The organism is Vibrio sp. A37 (genome assembly GCF_059777565.1).
Genome location: NZ_JBLNLI010000001.1, coordinates 14,245 through 34,377 on the forward strand (window position 1 = coordinate 14,245; position 20,133 = coordinate 34,377).

The window sequence follows — 20,133 nt, forward strand, 5'->3', positions numbered from 1 at the left end:
CGCCGTGATTAAAAGCCTTGGAATCGAACGAAATTTAAACTCAAAAGATCAACACGCCCTAGCAATCAACTCGCTCCCACTAAGGTAATTGTGGCGTCTTTGGCTTTGGGTAAGCCTAGCCAGCAGGATTCTCCCAAAGTATTCCCCAAACCACGCCCTAAGCTGTTTTTAGGTACACTTTCCACGTTCACAGACAACACTAGATCCCATGCTAATGGATCGCGCAATATAAATTTCATCAATCCAACCAACGTAGAGTAGTTCTCACGTTTCGGCACGAATTGGATATAGTCTCGGAACTGCAAGCCTTCAATACGCAAGTTAAACTTGCCACTTACATCATGCATTGTCTGGCCAAGATGACAGTCATTACCTAGCGAACAGTTTCTGTGATTGAGGACATTTCTTTGATTCTCTGAGATGATGACGTGCCTGAGTACCCATTCTTCGACCCAAACAGTCGACAACGAAAAGTAATGAGCAACAACTCCTGCGATCAACCGTGGAGAACGATTTCTAGTTGAAAGCTGGGCGATATAGGGCAACAATTTTGCTCTGTCTAACCCAACTGTTTCCATCTTTTGAATAGACTTGGAAAGGCCCACAAAGTTCAGCACTTTCTGCGAAAAAGGATCTGTCGCTCCCGTTTCAAATTGAACATGGTATTTGTATTTTTTCCATACTCGATAAAACAGTGATAAATAACGATGATGGAAAAAATCAAAAAAGTCTTTTACAGGGTTATCATCTTTATCACGTCCAGCGAGCTTCTCAGTATAACAAGTTGGCAAAGGAGAGTTAGCGCCATGAAGACCAAGAAAGTTAACTTCTATATTACTTAAACTTTCGTCTTTAACATGATGAATACTGGCGATATCTCGAATAGGAAAAGTCATTGCTGGCGATACCGAAAAACGTATTTTCTCAAATTCAAAGCGAGTGCCTGAGCCAACTTCACTATATGTTTCTGAATCTTGTTGGCTGTAGTACTTTTCGAGAAGAAAGACTGCTTGGAAAAAATTCAATTGATCATTTTCAAACAAAGAATTAGATATCATAAGATGGTCTGTTTCCCTGTTGAGTTTTTCCACCAGTAAACTTCACCCGACTTCTCATCCACAACTCTCAATTCGGTAAATGAATTTACGCTCGAATAGAGACGGATAAATTCATTGATAACGCAAGCAAGCAGATACATATCCCCCTCATTGACAAAACATGAGGAATCAAGCACTAGACATATCTGGTTACCACGAACACAAACCCCTCGATGAATTCTATCAACTGGTTGAATACGAGATTCTTTAATACCTTTTAGTCGAAGCATGGCTACTCGATGTGCTTGACGATTGACGCGTGAATGAAAGTCATAGGTAGAAAGAATCACCTTGAGTACTTCAATTTTGGATAAAGAGAGGTAGTTTAAAGACATATTCGATATTAGCTGCCAATGTAATTCACCATCCAACTGGGGGCTAACCGATTGAGTAGGTTTAGTAATATTGGTAAATGTTGCTAAAGTCGAAGATTTGTGTGTGCCATGAGTTATATCCCCCACCGATAAACGCTCAGCTAATTGGGCATTACTGCATGTAAGTTTCATCAGAACGGTTTCAATCTCAAGCTGGGCAACCTCACCATCATGAGTATGAAACGAAATGTAGTGCTCCAACCCAAGTCCATTTATATTCTTGCGGACTGAAGACTTATAAAAGTGTTGTTTGTCAATTTGAGTGACTTGATGGTCAAAAGATTCAAACTGTAGGATAGATTTCCTCCCACGTTTCTTTTGGCTCCAACTTTCAACCCCTTCTATTGAGTAGACTTCATAATGCTCCTGACTACAACTTTGTGGTCTAACTTTATAATCATTTTTAAGATGACTTAGACGAATAGGATCGGCATCTTTTTCAAACAAATTAGTGGCTGGGGTACAATGAAGACGCAGGTGTTTTTCATTCAAATGAACGTCACTAGGTAAAGCTCGATTAAAAACAAGAGATACGGTGAATTGAGAACGTTGAGGTATGCCCTGTAACCAAGTTAAGCCCTGTATATCAACGAACATAAACTTTTCTGGAAGCGCAAAATATTCTTGTAATAAACGATAGCCAGTGAACGAATTACTTCCATAAGGCAGGACGGAATCTTCTTCACAGTAACCAACTGGATTCAGCTGCTCTGCAGAGAGCATACACTGGTACCCACCTCCAACATCAAGCACGATATGATCAAGATAATTCAATAGCCAAAGATAAGCGGTACGAGTGACACGTAGGTCTCCGTGAATATGCAGTCTTAGGGTATCCAATCCGATGCGGGAAAGTTCAAGCCCTTGATAACTTGTGATCGTTACGTTTAGAGTCGTGTTACTTTTTGAACTAAGCTGTTCAACTTGATGAATTTTTATCGGATACAAGTCGACATCGTAGCAAGTTCGAAATAGACACTGTGTTCCTTCGATAGATTTACTTGCCATCTCCATCCCATGTGAGACAGTTGTTTTTTCAGTGACGGCGCCTTCACTAGGAGTGAGCTCGACAATACACATAGAAGGAATGGAGCGTAAATAGTGAGGCCAAAGCAAACTCATCAATGACTGAGTCATCTCCGGTATTTCGTCATCTATTTTTTCTCGTATTCTACCAGTCAGAAAAGCAAAGCCTTCGAGTAACCGTTCGACATCAGGATCTTGCGAATCTTCAGACAAAAACTGGGTAAGTTTGGGGTTAAACCTAGCAAATTCACTGCCTGCCTCACGAAGATAAGCAAGCTCATCTAGATAGTATTTATTTGTACTCATATCACCTTTGGATCTGTAACCTCTTGTGCTTGAATTGTGTCTGAGTTTCAAAATGTTTAATCGCCGCGAAGCGATGACTAAAATGCCGAGTCATACCTCGAATTGCCCATCAACTCCCATGAAGATACTGATTGAGGTCGGTAGAAGATTTCCGTTGTACTTTACTTCTCCGCTTACACCAAAATTGAGCTGAAGAGGGTTAAATGTATCCTTTTTGTAATGAACTTTTATGCGGCTAAGGCGAGGTTCAAATTTTTCGATCACAGTACAAATACTGGTTTGGATCTCTCGAATAAGATTGGCATTGCTGGATAGCACATCATTGAAATCTGGCAGTCCATAATCATGAACGGTCATCGCATTACCGATATGTGTGTTTAGAAGCTCAACTAAATGAGAGCGAATTGAGTTCAAAATCGCTTCATTCGATGTCACCTTTTGGTAGTTTTTTTTCGGTTCACCAAGCTCAATCCGCTCTAACAATCGGTATCCTTTCTCCATAACGCTATTCCATAGTTACTCGCTAGGCGCTAGCCTAGCGAGAGTTCTACTACCTAACTTTGGTCTAGCTTTCCAACCAAAGACAGATCAAAGTTTGCACCCATATATTTAAAGTGAGGACGAACAGACAGCGATACTCGATACCAACCCGGATCGCCTTCGACATCTGAAACATCTATTTGCGCTGCTCTGAGCGGTCTTCTCCCACGCACCTCTGCTGGCGGATTCTCCTGATCAGAAACATACTGACGAATCCACTTATTTAGCTCAATTTCTAAGTCTGAGCGCTCTTTCCATGAGCCAATTTGCTCTCTCTGTAACACCTTAATATAGTGCGCAAGACGATTAATGATGAACATGTAAGGCAGCTGTGTGCCTAACTGGTAGTTCATCTCAGCTTGCTTACCTTCTGGCGTGTTTGGAAACACTTTTGGCTTTTGAATAGAGTTTGCAGAGAAAAAGGCAGCGTTATCTGAGCCTTTGCGCATCGTCAAGGCGATAAAACCCTCCTCTGCAAGTTCATACTCTCTGCGATCAGATATGAGTATTTCAGTAGGTATCTTGGTCTCTATCTGTCCCATAGATTCAAAGTTATAAACCGGCAGATCAAACACTGCCCCACCACTTTGAGGACCTATAATATTTGGACACCAACGATATTTAGCAAACGACTCACTGATCTTAGTCGCCAGAGCATATGCTGAGTTCCCCCACAGATAACTGCTGTGGCTATCTGTCACGCGCTCATTGTAGTCAAACGCTTTGACTGGATTATCTTCGACGGAGTAAGGATTACGCAGCATGAATCTTGAGGTACACAAGCCTAAATAGCGAGTGTCTTCCTGCTCTCTTAAGGAGCGCCATTTCGTGTATTGAGGCCCTTCAAATACAGATTTAAGATCTTTGAGGTTTGGTAGTTCCTCGTAGCTATCTACACCGAAGAATTGAGCAGAAGCTGAAGTAATGAAAGGAGCGTGAGACATCGCGCCAACGTTCGCCATATATTCCATTAGCTTGATATCGAGAGATGATGCGTTGAGTTGATAGTCGCAGATCACTGCACCAACGGGCTTCCCGCCAAACTGACCATATTCTCGAGTATAAATCTGCTTGTACAAACCTGATTTTACAACTTCTGGCGCATCTTCGAAATCATCGAATATTTCCTCTTTTCGAGCAGAAACCAACTCTATCTGAATGTTTTCTCTAAAGTCAGTATGATCGACCAGATACTTAAGTCCGCGCCACGTCGATTCCACCGCTTGAACTTCCGAGCTATGTAATATTGCATCCACTTGATCAGATAATTTCTGATCAATGTCTGCAATCATCAAGTCAACGAGAGGTTGGTCAATTTTGTCCGCTGCTGAGTGACTCAGCAGCTCGCTAATAAACGCTTCGACGCCTCGTTTAACAATCTCAAACCCCTCATCACAAGGCTTCAAGCGCGTTTCATTTAAAATGCTTTCAAGTAATGAGCCCGGCTCAACTACTGATTGTTCCTCTACGGAATTTGTTTCAACAGCCATTTAACCGTTACTCCTCTTTGCCTTGGTCTATGCTTAACTCGTTCAGTAGCTTATTTCTTGCTTCTTCATCCTGTAAAAGAGTGGCTATTTTCTTTCTAAATGCTGGCACATTCCCTAATGGTCCTTTCAACGAAACAAGAGCTTCGCGAAGCTCCAGCAAACTATTAAGCTCTGGAACACTTTTTACGATTGACTCAGGAGAGAAGTCTTTCAGATTGTTAAAGTTCAAATTAACAGCCAACTGCGCCTGCTCTCCATCCTTGGATAACTTGTTCTCAACACTGGTTTGTACTTTTGGAGAAAAGCCTTCCAGCACTTCGTTGAAGTTGTCTTTATCGATATTAATTGGCGTCCTTTCTTCAATGGGTGTTTCACTTGCTCGCGCAGTAAAATCCCCAACAACCATTAAGTTCAATGGCAGCTCAACATCCTCTTGTTGATCTCCTGTTGCGGGTACATATCGAATATTGATCCGCTCTTTTGGGGCGACCGAGCCATCACGAGACATATAAATTTCCTTTCAATGTGATTAACAGTACACAGACATCCATGCCTTATATTTTTCTGGGATCGCTCGATCGTTCGAAAACAATTCAGACAAAGTTTTATCTGTAATCGGGTCCAGTAGTAAACACAGTTGCGGTTCCCACTGGCTAAGATTCATGCTTTCTCGTATCTGCCAAGCCGTTTCTAAGTAAGGCAGGCACAACGAGTAGAGATTAACACGGTGAAACGCACGCACCATGTTAAGGTAAAGCAGAAATTGAGACCGGCCAGATAACTCTGACCCAAGCTGTCTTGATATATCTGTGACCTGATGTCCAAAAGAATCTAAAGACATTTCTGGAGAGCTAGACAAGCTCAAATCAATTTCAGTAACAGCAGGCTCTTGTTGAGTAATCGTTCTAGGCTGACCGACATCGCTGGTTACCCACTTCTGTGTTTCTGGACAAGCGAATGGTGTACCGATTTTAAACTTAAGGGCTTCAATTCCTTTTAACCGTGAAATAAATTGTCTTACTTCCAGTCTGATTGCCTCTGCAGCGTCACAATAACCTAAGCTCAACAACATTTTGCTTAAGTAAAAATGCCCAGAGAGCCAAAAAGGCATATCAATTAAACTGGTCTCTAGCTTTCGGATGGATTTGAAGCTTACTTCGCTTTCAGTGTTATCACGGTACGCTTGTTGCGCGTCAGCCGATACCGCTAAATTCAAGTCAGTTCGACCACTTTCATCATGGGAAGGTAAATCAGTAATTTCGAACCAACTAATAGCTCGATTAATTCGATAGGAGAGTGGTATAGAGATATCCAAGGTCAACAAAGATTGTGACGCCTTTTTGAGCGGCTGTTTGACAAGCTCGAAGCTGTCAACATCCAGATTTGTATCCCTTTCCGAGGTAGTATTCTGTTCAGGAGAGTCTTCAGTTTTTATATTTGGAGATAGGCTTTTATTTATTTTCCTTTGAGAAGACTGCGTCGCCTCCGAATCATTTGCCTTCTCATTTTCGATATCGTTTGATGTCGAATCGTCACTCTGGTCGAAATCAATCGATGCAATTGCGATGTCGAGTGAAGAACGAACAGTAAGCAAGCTGATTGTTGAGTCATCGAGTAAAGAATCCAATTCGCTCTGTATATCTAATATCAATTCTCGACAATACTGTATTGTCGATTGATTTTCTGGGTTTTTAGGTAGTTTATCAACAACATTTTTCAGATGAGACTCAAGCCATTCGATCGCGCCTTCCCTAGCCCTTTGACGTCTTGGAAAAAGTTCTGCTGCGAATGTCTTCATCAATTGGAGGGTTAGCTCGAGCCCTGCTTGCATACCTTTAAACTGATCCTTTTCAATCCAAGCTCGACATAGATAACAAGCCGCTTTTAGGTCTTTACTACGCTCGGTCAGAATCGCTATTGAACTTTTTTCGACCACTTCCCAACCTACCACTTGGTCAAAAAGAGAACCAAATTTTTTGACTTCAGCTTCCATAGATTCATAATCTTCATCGTACTTAGCATCACAACCTGCAGGGTTATCACCCGCAATAGGTAACAAGTACTGACCAATATTGAAATCACTCATACCGCCAAATTCCCATTTGTTTCCCTATAGTTTTGCAATACTCGCTGAATGGATTGAACACCTTCTAAAGTGACTTTACGGTGAAAAGCTTTTTCTATCGTTTCGTCGTGGTTTGACTCAATAGCACGCTCTATTTCATGGAATCGAACAGGCGAATATTTTTCTAGCTCAGAAAAGGCCAAGCCTAATTTTTCTGAGTCGTACAAAGACTTACCTGAAGCGGTGGTAGCAAGAACGTACTCACTTCTTTTAATCGCGAAAGCTAACTTCATTTGCATTAGCTGCTCAATATTCCCGAACAAAGACATCGCGGAATCAACTTCACTGATTGCCTTTGAGAAATACTGCTTTTCCGCATACACCTCGGCAGAGCGAACCATAAAATTTAAAATATTTTCAGGTAAAACTTCCGAATAGAAATAAGATTGGGCTTGAGAGGTGTTCCACGCTGTTTGCAGATATTGTTTCACGCCTTCAACATCCCCAGAACTGAGCCATGAGGACAATTCGGCTTCGCTTAAGTGTGGCAAGGTAAAAGTTCGTTGCTGATGTTGTTCAATGGCTTCTCTACTTTGCATATACAACTGTAACAGCTTGTCTTTTTGTTTATCGTAAGCTTGTCGAAGTTGCACTTTGTCAGCCAAATCACCAGTTGATGATTGGAGGTATTTATTGATTTGCCATGGAGATTGCGACAAGAAATCTGCAACCTGCGTTGGAGACACTAGGGTTGGTACAGTCGCTAGGTAGGTACTTAAAGGGGCCTCTTGCTCCACCGATTCAGCGTTTTGCTGAAAAAAAGTGAACATCGCAAAAAATAATAAACTGAGTATACCAGTTGTTGTTAAATTGCTTGTTTTCTTTAGGTTAAACAGAGAAGTTGACGACCTTTGGGTTAGTACTAGATCGGCATTTTTCATCGTGATAAATAATGGCGCTGCATTCTGTACCATTGTAAATGCCGCCAAATCAAGTTGAGCTAACTGCTGAGCAAAACGAATCGGTGTTAATCCATGTTTTCTAGGCCTGTTAATCACACTTTTCATCAAGCCCCAAACATGCCTTGGAATGCTAAGAGGTCGCCTCTTAAGTTTAAGCAGTGTCTTCCATTCACTCTCACTAGCATCACCTATGAATAGGTGCCCCGTTAAGACGGCGATCGAATAAACATCATCCTGCGGGTTTGCTTTGCAAGTTATAGTATAGTCAGGCGATGTATAGGCTGGGCTGACTTCTATTTCAGTACAAACCTCATTTGCATAGCGAGCAGCACCAAAATCAATGAGCTTTACACTATCATCCTCTGCGAGAATGATGTTCGCTGGCTTGATATCCATGTGACAAATGCCCTTAGAGTGCATGTATTCCAAAGTACCTGCCAGCTGATAGATAAGCCAAGCAATATGATCAGCCCGAAAGCCCTTACCTTGATATCGATTTAGCTTCTGTGCGATCGACTCTCCTGCAACCCACCCATACATCAAGTAAGGACGGTCGAACTCTGTACCCAACTTAATAAAATCTATCACTCCTGGGTGCTGGGACAATTCTAGTCGCGTTGCTTCTTCTATGAGCGCGTTGTGTGCTACGTCTGATGACTCTTCATTGGGGACCTTGCAACACAAATGCTTATCTGGCTCACTCTGCTTAACTAAGTGATAAAGGGTTGTTCTAGCATTTTTCGATTTAATGGTTTCGATAATTTCAAATTGAGAAAACAGGACCCTTTCCAGTTTAGGCCCCTGCTTTCTAGATAAATTTCTCTCATTTACCTTTTTTTTATCAATCGCTTTTGAAACTAAGCTACTGATAAATCCATTTTGTAGATGATGAGCTTCCGACATGACTATCTCTTTGAAATTACAGACAATGATGAGAGGACAAGATTAGCGCTTTGCTCCAAGCCGTTGCAATTCAATAATATAAAAGAGCTACTATGGCTATTACTTTAGTGCTTATTACTATTAAGGCTACAAAAGCTATTTTCTAAAGCTCTTCAACACGAATAATTTCGTCTATTGCCTTTCGATGTAAATTAAGCAACGAGAGTGATTCTGATCGAATAAATATACTAACCCTTGCCGAATAGTCGTTGGTAAGCACTGGAATGAAGACAAAGTAGCGAGTGTTGACGCAGAGCCAATAGTGCCCCACCACTCGTTTGTAGACGTTAAAAGACTGGGTATCTTACTGAGAGCGCCTTGAGCAAAGCCAAGGTCTTCTATGTGGCTTCTGGAATTAACTAGATCGGTATGAATGGCTTGAGCTTTGTCACAGAACTCCCTCGCCCGGCGGGTTAGACGTAAGCAAGCTCGTCGGTCATTCGCATCCCAATCAAAGTCAGCATGACTAATTTTTGCTTCATATCCTAACTTTAAACAGCGAAGTACAGCTTTTTTGATCAATACAACTCCTGATACACCTTCTCCAGGAATTATCCCCCAAGGAGAATGACTTCCAACCACTTGCTGCTCTCGCAGCAAAGTGTCGATATCTCCCAGTAGACTATCGACCGACACACACAATAAAGCATCAAAGTTATCTAAAGCTTGAAAGCTTTGTTGTAAAAAGGATATCCCAGAACAACTAGACAGGGTTATTTTTGAGAATGAAGTCGAGTACTCACTGTTTTGCAGCCACTGCAACACATCGAGGTGCGCTACTGAATTTGGAATACAGAGAAATAGCGGCAGTGGTTTCAATGAATGAGGAAGTTTAGATAATAAGGATTGAATGATAATCTCGATGAGTTGTTTTATTTTCGAACTAAAGCATTCACTTTCAATGTATTCAATCGGAGCCGTAGTATAAGTTCTGGAATTAGATGAATAGAGACTGAATCTCGCTAGATCGGCGCTCGACACTGCGTGAGCCATTTGCAAGTTCAGTCCAGTAGCTACAGCAACATCACTCACTAATATAAAGCATTCATCAATCACACTTGCATTCACATGATTTCTCCCTTTATTGGTAAAACTTTTGAGCAACGAAGGGATTCTTCGCTCCCTTGACATGGGAAAGGCGCGGTATAACTTATTTCGATACGATCTCTGCATCAATGAATACGGTGTAAATGTTCATTTTTTTCCGCATTGTCTGCTCGAATTCAGCAACCGCTACAAATTCATCCTGCGGAATCTGAAACAACATATCACCATGATGATGAAAGCCACTTAATAGGACTTTCTCTCCTCCAGTTAAAAAACCATGACATTGCTGGTCTTCTGGTGCAACCTGATAAAAACGGGGGTCAAAGTCTATTGGTAATAATGGTTTTCTTTCTTTTTGCCACCTTTCATCGAACGTTCCAGCATATTGTCGTCGCAAATCAAAATGGGGAGGCTCAACACCAAAACCCGCAACTTGGACAGTTGCTGAAGAGTTGTACCAATCTTGTTTTGGGTAAAAAACACTAGGGACACGCTTGCGCAAAAGCGAGGATAAATGCTTTGCGATTCCATTGCCGTACCGGTTTTTCCTTTCACCACCTATCGCATGACGATAGTCTATATCCTTTACAATGAAGGGATTGGGTGCAGTCGTATTAATAGTGCCGCCATGGCAAATCCAATTCCGATCGCCATATACTTCAATAGTTTTGTCTATATGATTATCAATTAATAGCTGACAGCGATGCTTCGTTGCAGCTTGTTTCGCTAGCGTTTTTGCTTTGCCGAATAAAATAACATCGGTATTCACTTTTGAGACAGGAAAATCATGTTCTGCTTTTACAGGAGCACCATCTGAATCATCAATATATTCAGGTGCATCCCTTAATAGAACGCTCTGATCCTCTTTCCAAGCTTCGGCTATGTAATTCCATGCACGTTTGTAGGTCAAAACCCATACCTCTCTACCCTCGCTATCGCGCTGAAATCGCCCTGCAAAGTTCTGATAATGGGTATTGTCTATTGCCCAAAGCTGCATTAGGCCTCCGCTAAGTTAAACCTTTCTTCATCCAAAGAACGCTGAAGTAAACTTGTAAAGATCTTATCTTGCTGCGATTTAGACATTAGGGGATCCCAATGAAAATATAGCCTCGCTCGCAGACAGAATTGACGCCAAACCCACCTCCTCATTTCACTATCAACATGTGGGCTTCGCAAAACCATTAAGCTACTTTCAAAATTAAGTGGCATATTCATTCGAGTTGGATTCTCCCGAACATGGCTTCCTCCATCGACCCAGCTAAATAATCGATCAATGACATCACCCCAATCCGTTTCCGCTTCTATTTCACCTGGCTTGACGGGTAAGGTGTCCTCATATAACACGTATAACGCTTGTAGCCAGTTTTGCTTTTCTTCACTGACTTCCATTTGTATTATCGCTTTCTCGACCCAGCGTGACTCCCCAGAAAGAGCGAGTTGAAAGTATGCTTGTGGCTTAGACGGATCCCAGTTCGTCCCACCTTCAACTGGCCAAAACGCAGAATAAACTCGACGAGCGTCTTCACAGAGTTCTTCTTTAAACTTTATCTTATGGACGAAGTAGTTTTCAGGATGATCAGTGCAAATTAACGTTTCGAATATTAAGGCGTGTTCGATGAAATTGTTAGCTAGCCATTTCTGGGCAAGTGAATCCTTCAATAGCGCCAAGAACGGTGAAAGTATCTGGTTTGGTAGTCTACTCTCCAATTGCCAGTGTTTAAGCAGCTCTAAACTACACACCTGTCGATCAATCAAATAGTCCAAATACACTTGAGCATCCAGCGAGCCGCTTTCAATCAGACTCGCTAACGTCACATCAAAATCGTCTACCACGCAATTTAACGCAATCATCTTAGCCAAATCGGCATCCTCTAGTTTGGCAAGTGCTGCAAGTGCCAAGAAAACAGGGTTTAATGAATCACAAGAAAATTCTTTTGTTAATAAAACCCAAGCTAAAACTTCAGGGGAATCTTCTAAAAGGCGATATAAACTGCCTGAGTGGTATGAATGGAACTCACCTAGTACTTGACTAAGGCTCTCTAATTGATTGTCAATTAGTGTTAAATACTGAACTTCATTTGCTGGAAAACCCGCTAAGTAAACTCTCTTTCTCTGACGAAGTAAGTAACTGAAAGAATCCCAAGCGATAGCGCTCTTTTCTATAAAGAAACACTGTATTTTGCTCGGTAGAGTAGAAAAAGCCTCAGCTTCTAAGCGCCCTGATGCCTGCGCATCCAACAGGTTAGCTTGCGCTATTTCGGGCTTAATATGTTTTGTAAATAAGCGTGATTGAGTCATTTTTATGTAGGCCAATTAGCACTGAAATAAACTTGAATAGCACTCCCTGATTTACACTAGTTCATCGAAATAGTGGCACCTTGTATCTTTTGCGACTTCTCTGCCTGAGAAGTTACGTAACGTGCTTTCGTTTTCACTTGACCATGTTTACTGCTGTATATTGTTTCGCAATTTTTCGCTTTTAGTACCAGTTCTTGTTCCGCTTGGAGTACTAGGCTTTTTGCTCTTATTGTTAATCGTTGGTTCTCGTTGATAAGCGAGAAAAAAATATCAGTAAGAATGGGAGTATCAATATCTCCGTTTAAAAACTCTATTCGACAACTCAATGCATTTTCTACCGCAAGCTCAAGTTCAGTAAGGTGAAAGCATCGACCAATTTTGGCTCGAATTGGCTTTTGGTATGGATTTCCCTCAAAATTGACTTCGACTGTATCCATTGATGAAGACACAGAAGTGATGTTGCCGAACCTAGCAAAATTGATTTTCTCAGCAACCTGAGCGTTAGAAGCTTCTGGCAAGCTACATATATTTTTAATTAATCGCAACGTTTTCTCCTTGCACAACTACAGCTCCAGTGCCTTGAATATCAATAGAAGTACCCGACAATCGAATCGATCCATCACTTTTCATCACAAGCGAAGCACTACCAGTGTTAAAGACAATACTTTCAGCACTCACAAACTGAGTTTTACCGTCAGACTTGATTGAGGTGTTTTGGCTTACCGAGACAAGATAGGAACCACCGATACTTAGCGTGTTATCAGATTGAATGTCTGACACTTGCTTGGCACCTACTTGAATTTGCCGACCTTCTCCTATGGTTAACTTTTCATTTCTTGCAATTTCTGTTGTTCGATTTTGACCCACTTTTACTTGCTGATTATTGGTCACTTCATGCTCCTCATCAGCTTGATATTTAACTGTTACATCTTTCTCGACAGTTTCTGAGAATGTCGTTTTAACCGTCGTCGTCTTGTCTCCATCAATAGTCGCGGTTTGATTGCCATGAATTTCATCGGTTTGATTGTTACCAACGGTTAAAAATTCATCTTGGCCAATATCACGATAACGGTTGTTAAGCACTTGAGTAGACATATCTTTCTGAGCATGAATATGTACTTCTTCTTTATTTGCTTCATCTTCAAAGCTCAGCTCGTTATATCCTGTACCCTTGTGAGTTTGGGTTCGAAAAGTTGTGCGGGTTTTGTTTTCCGGTAACGGGTAAGGGGGTAAGTTTACGCCGTTGTATACAGCTCCTGTAACCAACGGTTGGTCTGGATCACCTTCCAAAAATGTCACGACGACCTCGTGGCCAATTCTCGGTAAATAAACCGCTCCCCAAGAAGAAGCAGCCATAGATTGGCTAACACGCACCCAACAACTTGCTTGTTCATCCTTGCGCGCATATCTATCCCAGTGGAATTGAACTTTGATTCTGCCAAGGTTATCCGTGTATATTTCCTCTCCTTCAGGCCCAACCACAACCGCGGTTTGAGGGCCATCGATTAAAGGAGCGCTGTGCTTTAACGCTTTATAACCTATTTGGCTCGGGATACAAACGAAATGATTGTCATAAGTGGTCGCCTCCCCACTCGCCTCTTCTTCGAATACTTGAGGATCATGTCCCGAGTGAGTCGCGGAAATTATGATATATTCGCGGTTTAGAGAGTGCCTTGGGTGCTCACTCAAGGGGAAACGTGAGCCTGTTGCTATTCTTAAAATATTACTGGCGCACTCTATTTGATTCATATTGATTCGGTGCTCAGCGAGCTTTTCATTCACTCTAATATTGCCCTGCTCAGCATCCGAATAACGCCCAGGATAATCGTAGTAAGAGAGATCTGAATAAACTTCAGTAGAAGATTGTTGTTGCTGAGGAATAGTAGGATGATGGTAGTTATAATCGCTAAAACTAACTCGACCAGTACAAACGCGATTGACTTCTTGCAATTCAAAAATGTGTTCTTGCTCAGCGTCACCACCTCCTTTAGGGTGAAACACCAAAGGTCCAAGTGAAGACGCATTATTCAACGTGTGCTTTATCTCATGGATAGCTTCATTGCTATCCACTATCACTAATTCGTGGCCAGCTTCGTTGTGCTCAAAATAATACCAAATCCCATGCTCTGCCATAAGCCTATCAACAAATTTAAGATCAGACTCACGGTACTGCAAAACATATTCTTTGGCGCTATATGACTGTGACAGCTCAAACCTATGGTCTGTTAAAGAGGCATCTGAAAATACCTGAGAAACAATTTCCACCACGGATTTCTGCTGGAAAATACGGCAATCTTGCCTTTGACTTAAAAACCACAGGCTTGGTACTAACGTTAATTGGTAACGGCTGAACCGTTTACCCTGACTAATATATCGGAACTCATTAGATACCCCATGAAAAAGTTTCGAAATACCGATACCTTGACCATACAATCTGAGTATCGCGGGCTTTCGTATAATGTCTTCAACAACAATGTCTGAATCGAGCGAAAGCAGAGACAACTCAATGTGAAACAAACTTGATACACCTTCATGTATACGAAAGCTTTCGACTCGAAATTGACTTTCTGATTCCAATACTTCAAATGTAAATTGAAACGCACTTTCCATTGCTTTCACTCAATTAATGTTGATCACAGCCTATTAGGGCACGTTGATCATTTGCGATAACTTTTGCAGACATTTGTCGCTTATTTTCAACAAGGAAGTAGTGGTACCGTGTAGTCTCCTACACAAATAAGCACTGACACCGTAGAAAAGAGCGACAAACGCTGCCATTCCAAATGGCTTTTACGCTTCTCGAGGCGCGCGCCAGTCGTCATTACCTGCCTTGCCACATACCTCATGAGTAACTTCGATTGCTCGGTAGGTAAACTTCAACACTTCTTCAGTCACTCGGTCTGACGCAGACGCATCTTGGCAGTGGGCCATCCGAGTTTGCATATCGACTAACAGAGCATCGACCAACTTAATCGTGTAGTAATGTTCTTGCTTACCTGTTGTAGATGTACGATAAAACCTAATTTGGCACTCAGGAAGCTTTTCACCTGATACCAAAGCATTAAATAGCAACGGTGAGCAACAGTCTTGCTGCTTTGTTACTATCACAGGCTTATGTACACGTTGCCCCGTAGGCTGGCCACTTTGTGGATCTCGTGGAATAGTCAACAAGTGATCAAGCTCTTGTACCAAAAATTCGTCGACATGTGCTTCTTGCCAAGAGTTCCCTACGGAATTAGCAGAATATGCATCTTTAGTTATATCTCCTTGAGTTTCACCAGTGACTGACATATATGCAGGAGTTGGCATAATTTTACCTCTCGTAGTTTTAATATTTTCCCAAGTTAAATAGCTTGTTTCTCAAAAGCTACAACAAGCATTACAAGAGCCATACCATAAAATTATTATCTTTATTTTCAATAAGTTAAACTTAAAACAACAGCCTAAAAATATTTCAGTATATAATATTTTGAATATTTAGATAATAAGTTAGAAAAAATGCCAATTTATTAGAAATAGCAATAATTTCAAGACATATAAGACCTTATCTGGCCAATAAAGCTTTTTAACTAGAAATTACTTCAATTTAACCAGTACAAAATAAAATATTATTATTACTTTGCCCAAATTAATATCTCATTAAACTAAAATATCTATTTTGAATTGTTCTTGAGAGAATTAATTACTTACATCGTCTATATTGCCGTTTTGCAATTGAGTACAAAAACAGAATATGGATGCGATGCATACAAATAATGAAGGAGATTTAAATGGCGCCCTATTGGCGGTCAGCCAGTCGATATTCAATAGAAAACAACTTTCCAAAACACTAAATGCAATACTCAAAGCCGCCGAAAAGCTTACTTCTTCGTCTCACGGAATTGTTTACGTCTTAGATGAGACAGGCAAGTCTCTCATCCCGAATATTGTCCATCATAAAGAAAAAATAATCACCAAACATTCTTGGGATATCGTTGACTTAGAGACAACTCGTGAAAGCGACCCCATGGGGTATTCGGTGATGAATGGTGAAGTGGTTGTCATCAACGATCTATACCAATACAGCGGATTTGATTGCGAAAAAATTTATAAAAGTGAGCAAACACACGCAAGGCGAAGCCGTAACTTCATTGCATGGCCATTGATCAATGAACAAGAAAACAGCATGGGATTGCTTGTATTGTTTGACTATGTAAACATTGAAAACGAACATTCACTACAAGCATTTTGTCATCTCGCCGCTAACTGTATTTACCAAGCTATTTGGCTAGAAAAGTACAGTGACTCCATCAACAACTTAAACTCAGCAAATAAAAAGCTGATCACTGAAAACAAGAAATTAAAAGCCGCCTCCTCAAGACAAAACGTGATTCCTATTGCCGCAAGCGCCTCTATGGCGAAAACGCTCGAGCGGATAGGAAAGACACTACACTTGCCCGTTGACGTATTGTTGCTAGGAGAAACTGGAACCGGTAAAGAAGTCATCGCACAATATATTCACGATATGTCAAGCAGGTGTTCGCAACCTTACGTGATACAAAATTGCGCAGCGATCCCTGAGCAATTATTGGAATCGGAGCTTTTTGGACACAGAAAAGGAGCCTTTACAGGAGCTGAAAAAAACCATGTCGGCTTGTTCGAAGCCGCCAAAGGAGGAACTCTTTTTCTCGATGAAATCGGTGATATGCCGATACCATTGCAAGCAAAAATACTACGAGTGATCCAAGAGAAAAAAATAAAGCCAATAGGTACTCAACATGAAATTGATGTTGATGTTCGCATTATTGCGGCTACGCACTGTGATTTAACAGCGAAAATAAAATCTGGCGAGTTTCGTGCAGACCTGTACTACCGACTTAATGTGTTTCCTGTCTCTCTGCCGCCTTTAAGAAGCAGAGTTGAAGACATATTACCGCTCGCTGAGCATTTTATTCAAAAGTACTCAGACTCTTTAGGCTTACCCACAATACCATCACTGTCTAACCACGTTAGAAAGCAACTCTTGAAATATTCTTTTCCAGGCAATGTGAGAGAGCTAAAGCATATTATTGAGAGATCAATTTTATTATCTGATTTCAAAACAATAGAGCATATTGAGCTGGAAAAGCCTAATATCCGCTCAAAAGAGCACATTTTAGATTCATCTGTCATGACTGAGCAAGCAGCAATTAACGCCGCAAACAAACAAGACAGGCCAATTGAAACAAAAGGATTAAAAGAGTCAGTTAATGATTATGAAAGGCAGATGATCATAGAATGCCTTCAACATTGTAACTGGCAAGTAAAGAGAGCTGCTGACAAGCTTTCCCTGCCAATCAGCACCTTGAGCCATAAGATGAAAAAATTTTCAATCAGTGCGTAAATAAGCCTCGGTAAACCTAAACAATGAAGTGAGTGCTTCAAGCTCTCACTTCATTGTTCATGGTATTAATTGACTAAAAACTTATTGAAGCTGAGTCATTCCCAGCATCTGCAGTATAACTATAACCAGAGCGAGTAATGTTCGTTACTGTAAAGGTGAAGGTACCACTCTCAGCGCTTGTCGTTGGAGAAGAGAACTCAACTTGTCCACGACGATTTGTTCGTTTACTCGCGTTACCTGAAACTACACCACTCCAATTACCTGAAACTGTTGCGTTCTTCATTTGTTGGCCATTTTCATCCACAACAACAATGGTAACTTTGGCTTGAGTTCCAGTTGAGCCGCTATCACCTCCACCGCTGCCACCGCCACCTTTGCCGTTACCATTACCGCCTCTTGCGTTCGATATATTACTTACCAACACAATATCAAAGCGATCTATGTGGAGAGTGTTGACCGAAGGATCAGGTGAAACCGTGACTGTCAGGCTATCTGAGCCCGTATCGCCGTTGTCATCGGTAACAGTCAATATGACGTTGTAGTCACCAGCTTCCGTATAGGTATGAGACGGCTCTGCTTGGCTAGAACTACCGCCATCACCAAACTGCCAATCATAATTTGTTATCGTACCATCAACGTCTGAGGAACCAACGCTGGAGAACGAAACGTCGAGCGGAGCTGGACCACCAGAAGTCGAAGCCGTTGCAACCGCTGTAGGTGGGTTGTTGTTAACTGTAATGACGACAGAGCCAGTATCTGTCAAACCATCCACATCAGTCACAGTCAAATTGACAGTGTAACTTCCTAACTCCTCAAATGTATGCTGAGGGTTGGCGTCTGTTGACGTCACGCCATTGTCGGAAAAATCCCAAAGATAGGAAAGAGTATTATCATCACCATCGGGATCAGATGAAGTATCACCAATAAATTGAACTGACAAAGCGCGATAGCCAGAAACTGGGGTTGCAGACGCATTGGCAACTGGTGGTAAAAGTCCCCCAGGAGCAGGTAACGTACCATTTATTGTATATTGTCCTAAGCTGCCGTAATCCGTATAACCCGTTGGAGTTGTAGCATAAGGATCACCCAGTCCAGCACCAGAAATCGACAGATAGTAAGTTCCTGCTAATACAGGATAATTCTGTATTTGTGCCCACAGCTCACCAGATGGATTAAATGTGTTAAGCAGAGTTCCACCTCCATCATATAGCTCCACTTGTATATCTAAGTTGGGAGCAACAGAAGCGGGAACAACATCAATATTTAGTTCACCATTGCCGACAACCACCTCAAAATAGTCGTAGTCAGTTTGCCGTTCGATGATTCCGCTATGTTCGTCAAGATCAACTAAGTTGTTGTTAACCGTACCCGTTAAAGTAGTTGCTGACGAGTTGCTATCCCCATGGTCATCTTGCTCCAATAGCGCACCATTGTTTTGAATAATCTGGATATCATCTTCTGTGTTATTTGCACTACGGTACTCACCTTTACTCCACTGGCTTACAGACGTGTAATATCCAACTCCCATGATAGGAGCCCAACTCGTTGGTACGTTGGTGTCTCCGCCATGCCCGGTATAATAACTCGATCCTCCTAGTACACCGTCATGGTATAGACCTAAGTTATGCCCAGCTTCATGCGTCGCAGCCTCAGCAATCAACTTGCCGCTAGAACCGAGACGATTATAAAAGACAAAAGCAGGTTTATAGTAATCAGATGGCTGACCAAAGTCGTTGACGCTATCGAATACACCAACATAGGCAAATCCTCCACATTGGCAGGAAGGGACTGTGAAATCAGCGGTAATCACTACTCTGGTACCATATTCTTGATCTGCGCTGCTGCTTCTTGTAATAGCACTTTGGCCAGGGTCTTCTGTAGTAACATCGACATCAAACGGCGCAAAGTCTTCGGCTACTTGCTGCCAAATCTGTTGAATGACATCTTGCTCACTGGTGCTAAATGAAGCTGAGTTACCATCGGTATCAAATGGCTGCGCATCAATAGGCTCACCATAGTCGACATTCCATGCTCGACCGCTAGTAAGGTAACCATCGAAGTCTAGGTAAATCACTTTGCTTGAGTTTGGTTTACTGTGAAGTAAAAATGTTTGGTCATAGGGGTAAGGAGCCCCAGATACTTCAGGCGCAGTACTCTCACTATGGATATGGCTGTGACTATGATTATGACCTTGAGAGTGATCTGGCACTTTGTCGATAAAGAATACCCGACCTTTTCTATCTATCCACATAGTATCGTCACGGCGTAACAATGTAGAAAACTCTTCAGATGTTTTTCCATACCAAGCCGCAACTTCAGGTAACTTCTCACCCAGTTTTTCAACCGCATTCTGACCCTGAGATCGTTCCGGTAAGTTTAAAGATGGAAAAGGCCCTTTGCCCTTTTTATCTGCGTATGCAGATAATGAAAAAAACGCTAATAGCACAATTACTAATAAACTAATGAAATTAATATCTTTTATTTTGTAGATATTTAAACTAACTAATTTCATGATAATACCTTACCATTCCTTGAACAAACTAAACAACCTCACATCACTTTCCTGTGACGCTCCAGTAATAATAGCTCAAAGGTATTTGTACAAGGCTTCATAGACAATGTAA

15 protein-coding genes are annotated in these 20,133 nt (G+C 41.5%); 1 reads left to right on the top strand and 14 read right to left on the bottom strand.

The genetic code is table 11. The features are described from left to right. Positions 1 to 65 precede the first annotated feature (65 nt). From tssG to ACM2FC_RS00135, 13 genes are all read right to left on the bottom strand, one after another. Positions 66 to 1,058 (bottom strand): type VI secretion system baseplate subunit TssG, encoded by a 993-nt coding sequence (tssG, locus tag ACM2FC_RS00075; RefSeq protein ID WP_498478774.1) that lies wholly within the window; start codon positions 1,056 to 1,058, stop codon positions 66 to 68. Next, complete coding sequence (gene tssF / locus ACM2FC_RS00080) at positions 1,055 to 2,803, bottom strand: type VI secretion system baseplate subunit TssF (RefSeq protein WP_498478775.1); 1,749 nt, start codon at positions 2,801 to 2,803, stop codon at positions 1,055 to 1,057. The genes tssG and tssF overlap by 4 nt, the downstream gene beginning before the upstream one ends. A gap of 90 nt (positions 2,804 to 2,893) precedes the next feature. Beyond that, positions 2,894 to 3,304: a type VI secretion system baseplate subunit TssE gene (gene tssE / locus ACM2FC_RS00085; RefSeq protein WP_498478776.1), complete on the bottom strand. Its 411-nt coding sequence runs from the start codon at positions 3,302 to 3,304 to the stop codon at positions 2,894 to 2,896. A 53-nt stretch (positions 3,305 to 3,357) separates the two neighbouring features. Beyond that, positions 3,358 to 4,833, bottom strand: a complete 1,476-nt coding sequence (gene tssC, locus ACM2FC_RS00090; RefSeq protein ID WP_498478777.1) for a type VI secretion system contractile sheath large subunit — start codon at positions 4,831 to 4,833, stop codon at positions 3,358 to 3,360. A gap of 7 nt (positions 4,834 to 4,840) precedes the next feature. Then, complete coding sequence (gene tssB, locus ACM2FC_RS00095; protein WP_498478778.1) at positions 4,841 to 5,341, bottom strand: type VI secretion system contractile sheath small subunit; 501 nt, start codon at positions 5,339 to 5,341, stop codon at positions 4,841 to 4,843. Positions 5,342 to 5,362: 21 nt separating this feature from the next. Next, entirely contained in the window at positions 5,363 to 6,919 is a 1,557-nt protein-coding gene (gene tssA, locus ACM2FC_RS00100; protein WP_498478779.1) for a type VI secretion system protein TssA, read from the bottom strand. After that, on the bottom strand, positions 6,916 to 8,763 hold the full coding sequence (locus ACM2FC_RS00105) for a serine/threonine protein kinase (RefSeq protein WP_498478780.1): 1,848 nt from the start codon (positions 8,761 to 8,763) through the stop codon (positions 6,916 to 6,918). The genes tssA and ACM2FC_RS00105 overlap by 4 nt, the downstream gene beginning before the upstream one ends. 171 nt (positions 8,764 to 8,934) lie before the next feature. Next, a complete protein-coding gene (locus ACM2FC_RS00110) occupies positions 8,935 to 9,870 on the bottom strand; it encodes a hypothetical protein (RefSeq protein ID WP_498478781.1) in 936 nt (311 codons plus the stop codon). A gap of 82 nt (positions 9,871 to 9,952) precedes the next feature. Further along, on the bottom strand, positions 9,953 to 10,846 hold the full coding sequence (locus tag ACM2FC_RS00115; protein ID WP_498478782.1) for a DUF2169 family type VI secretion system accessory protein: 894 nt from the start codon (positions 10,844 to 10,846) through the stop codon (positions 9,953 to 9,955). Further along, positions 10,846 to 12,147, bottom strand: coding sequence for a hypothetical protein (locus tag ACM2FC_RS00120; RefSeq protein ID WP_498478783.1), 1,302 nt, complete (start codon positions 12,145 to 12,147; stop codon positions 10,846 to 10,848). The genes ACM2FC_RS00115 and ACM2FC_RS00120 overlap by 1 nt, the downstream gene beginning before the upstream one ends. A 56-nt stretch (positions 12,148 to 12,203) precedes the next feature. Beyond that, the gene (locus ACM2FC_RS00125) at positions 12,204 to 12,692 is read right to left on the bottom strand and encodes a hypothetical protein (RefSeq protein ID WP_498478784.1); all 489 of its coding nucleotides are present in this window, start codon (positions 12,690 to 12,692) and stop codon (positions 12,204 to 12,206) included. Continuing rightward, positions 12,679 to 14,757 (bottom strand): type VI secretion system Vgr family protein, encoded by a 2,079-nt coding sequence (locus ACM2FC_RS00130; protein WP_498478785.1) that lies wholly within the window; start codon positions 14,755 to 14,757, stop codon positions 12,679 to 12,681. Before ACM2FC_RS00130 ends, ACM2FC_RS00125 begins: the two co-directional genes overlap by 14 nt. 180 nt (positions 14,758 to 14,937) lie before the next feature. Further along, the gene (locus ACM2FC_RS00135) at positions 14,938 to 15,456 is read right to left on the bottom strand and encodes an Hcp family type VI secretion system effector (protein ID WP_498478786.1); all 519 of its coding nucleotides are present in this window, start codon (positions 15,454 to 15,456) and stop codon (positions 14,938 to 14,940) included. Between the two features lie 433 nt (positions 15,457 to 15,889). Between ACM2FC_RS00135 and ACM2FC_RS00140 the strand changes: the two genes are divergently transcribed. After that, positions 15,890 to 17,509 (top strand): sigma-54-dependent Fis family transcriptional regulator, encoded by a 1,620-nt coding sequence (locus tag ACM2FC_RS00140; protein WP_498478787.1) that lies wholly within the window; start codon positions 15,890 to 15,892, stop codon positions 17,507 to 17,509. 73 nt (positions 17,510 to 17,582) lie between these two features. Here the strand turns inward: ACM2FC_RS00140 and ACM2FC_RS00145 are convergent, their stop codons facing one another. Beyond that, positions 17,583 to 20,021 carry a PKD domain-containing protein gene (locus ACM2FC_RS00145; protein WP_498478788.1) on the bottom strand — a complete coding sequence of 813 codons (2,439 nt, stop codon included), beginning with the start codon at positions 20,019 to 20,021 and terminating at the stop codon, positions 17,583 to 17,585. Between the last annotated feature and the right edge of the window lie 112 nt (positions 20,022 to 20,133).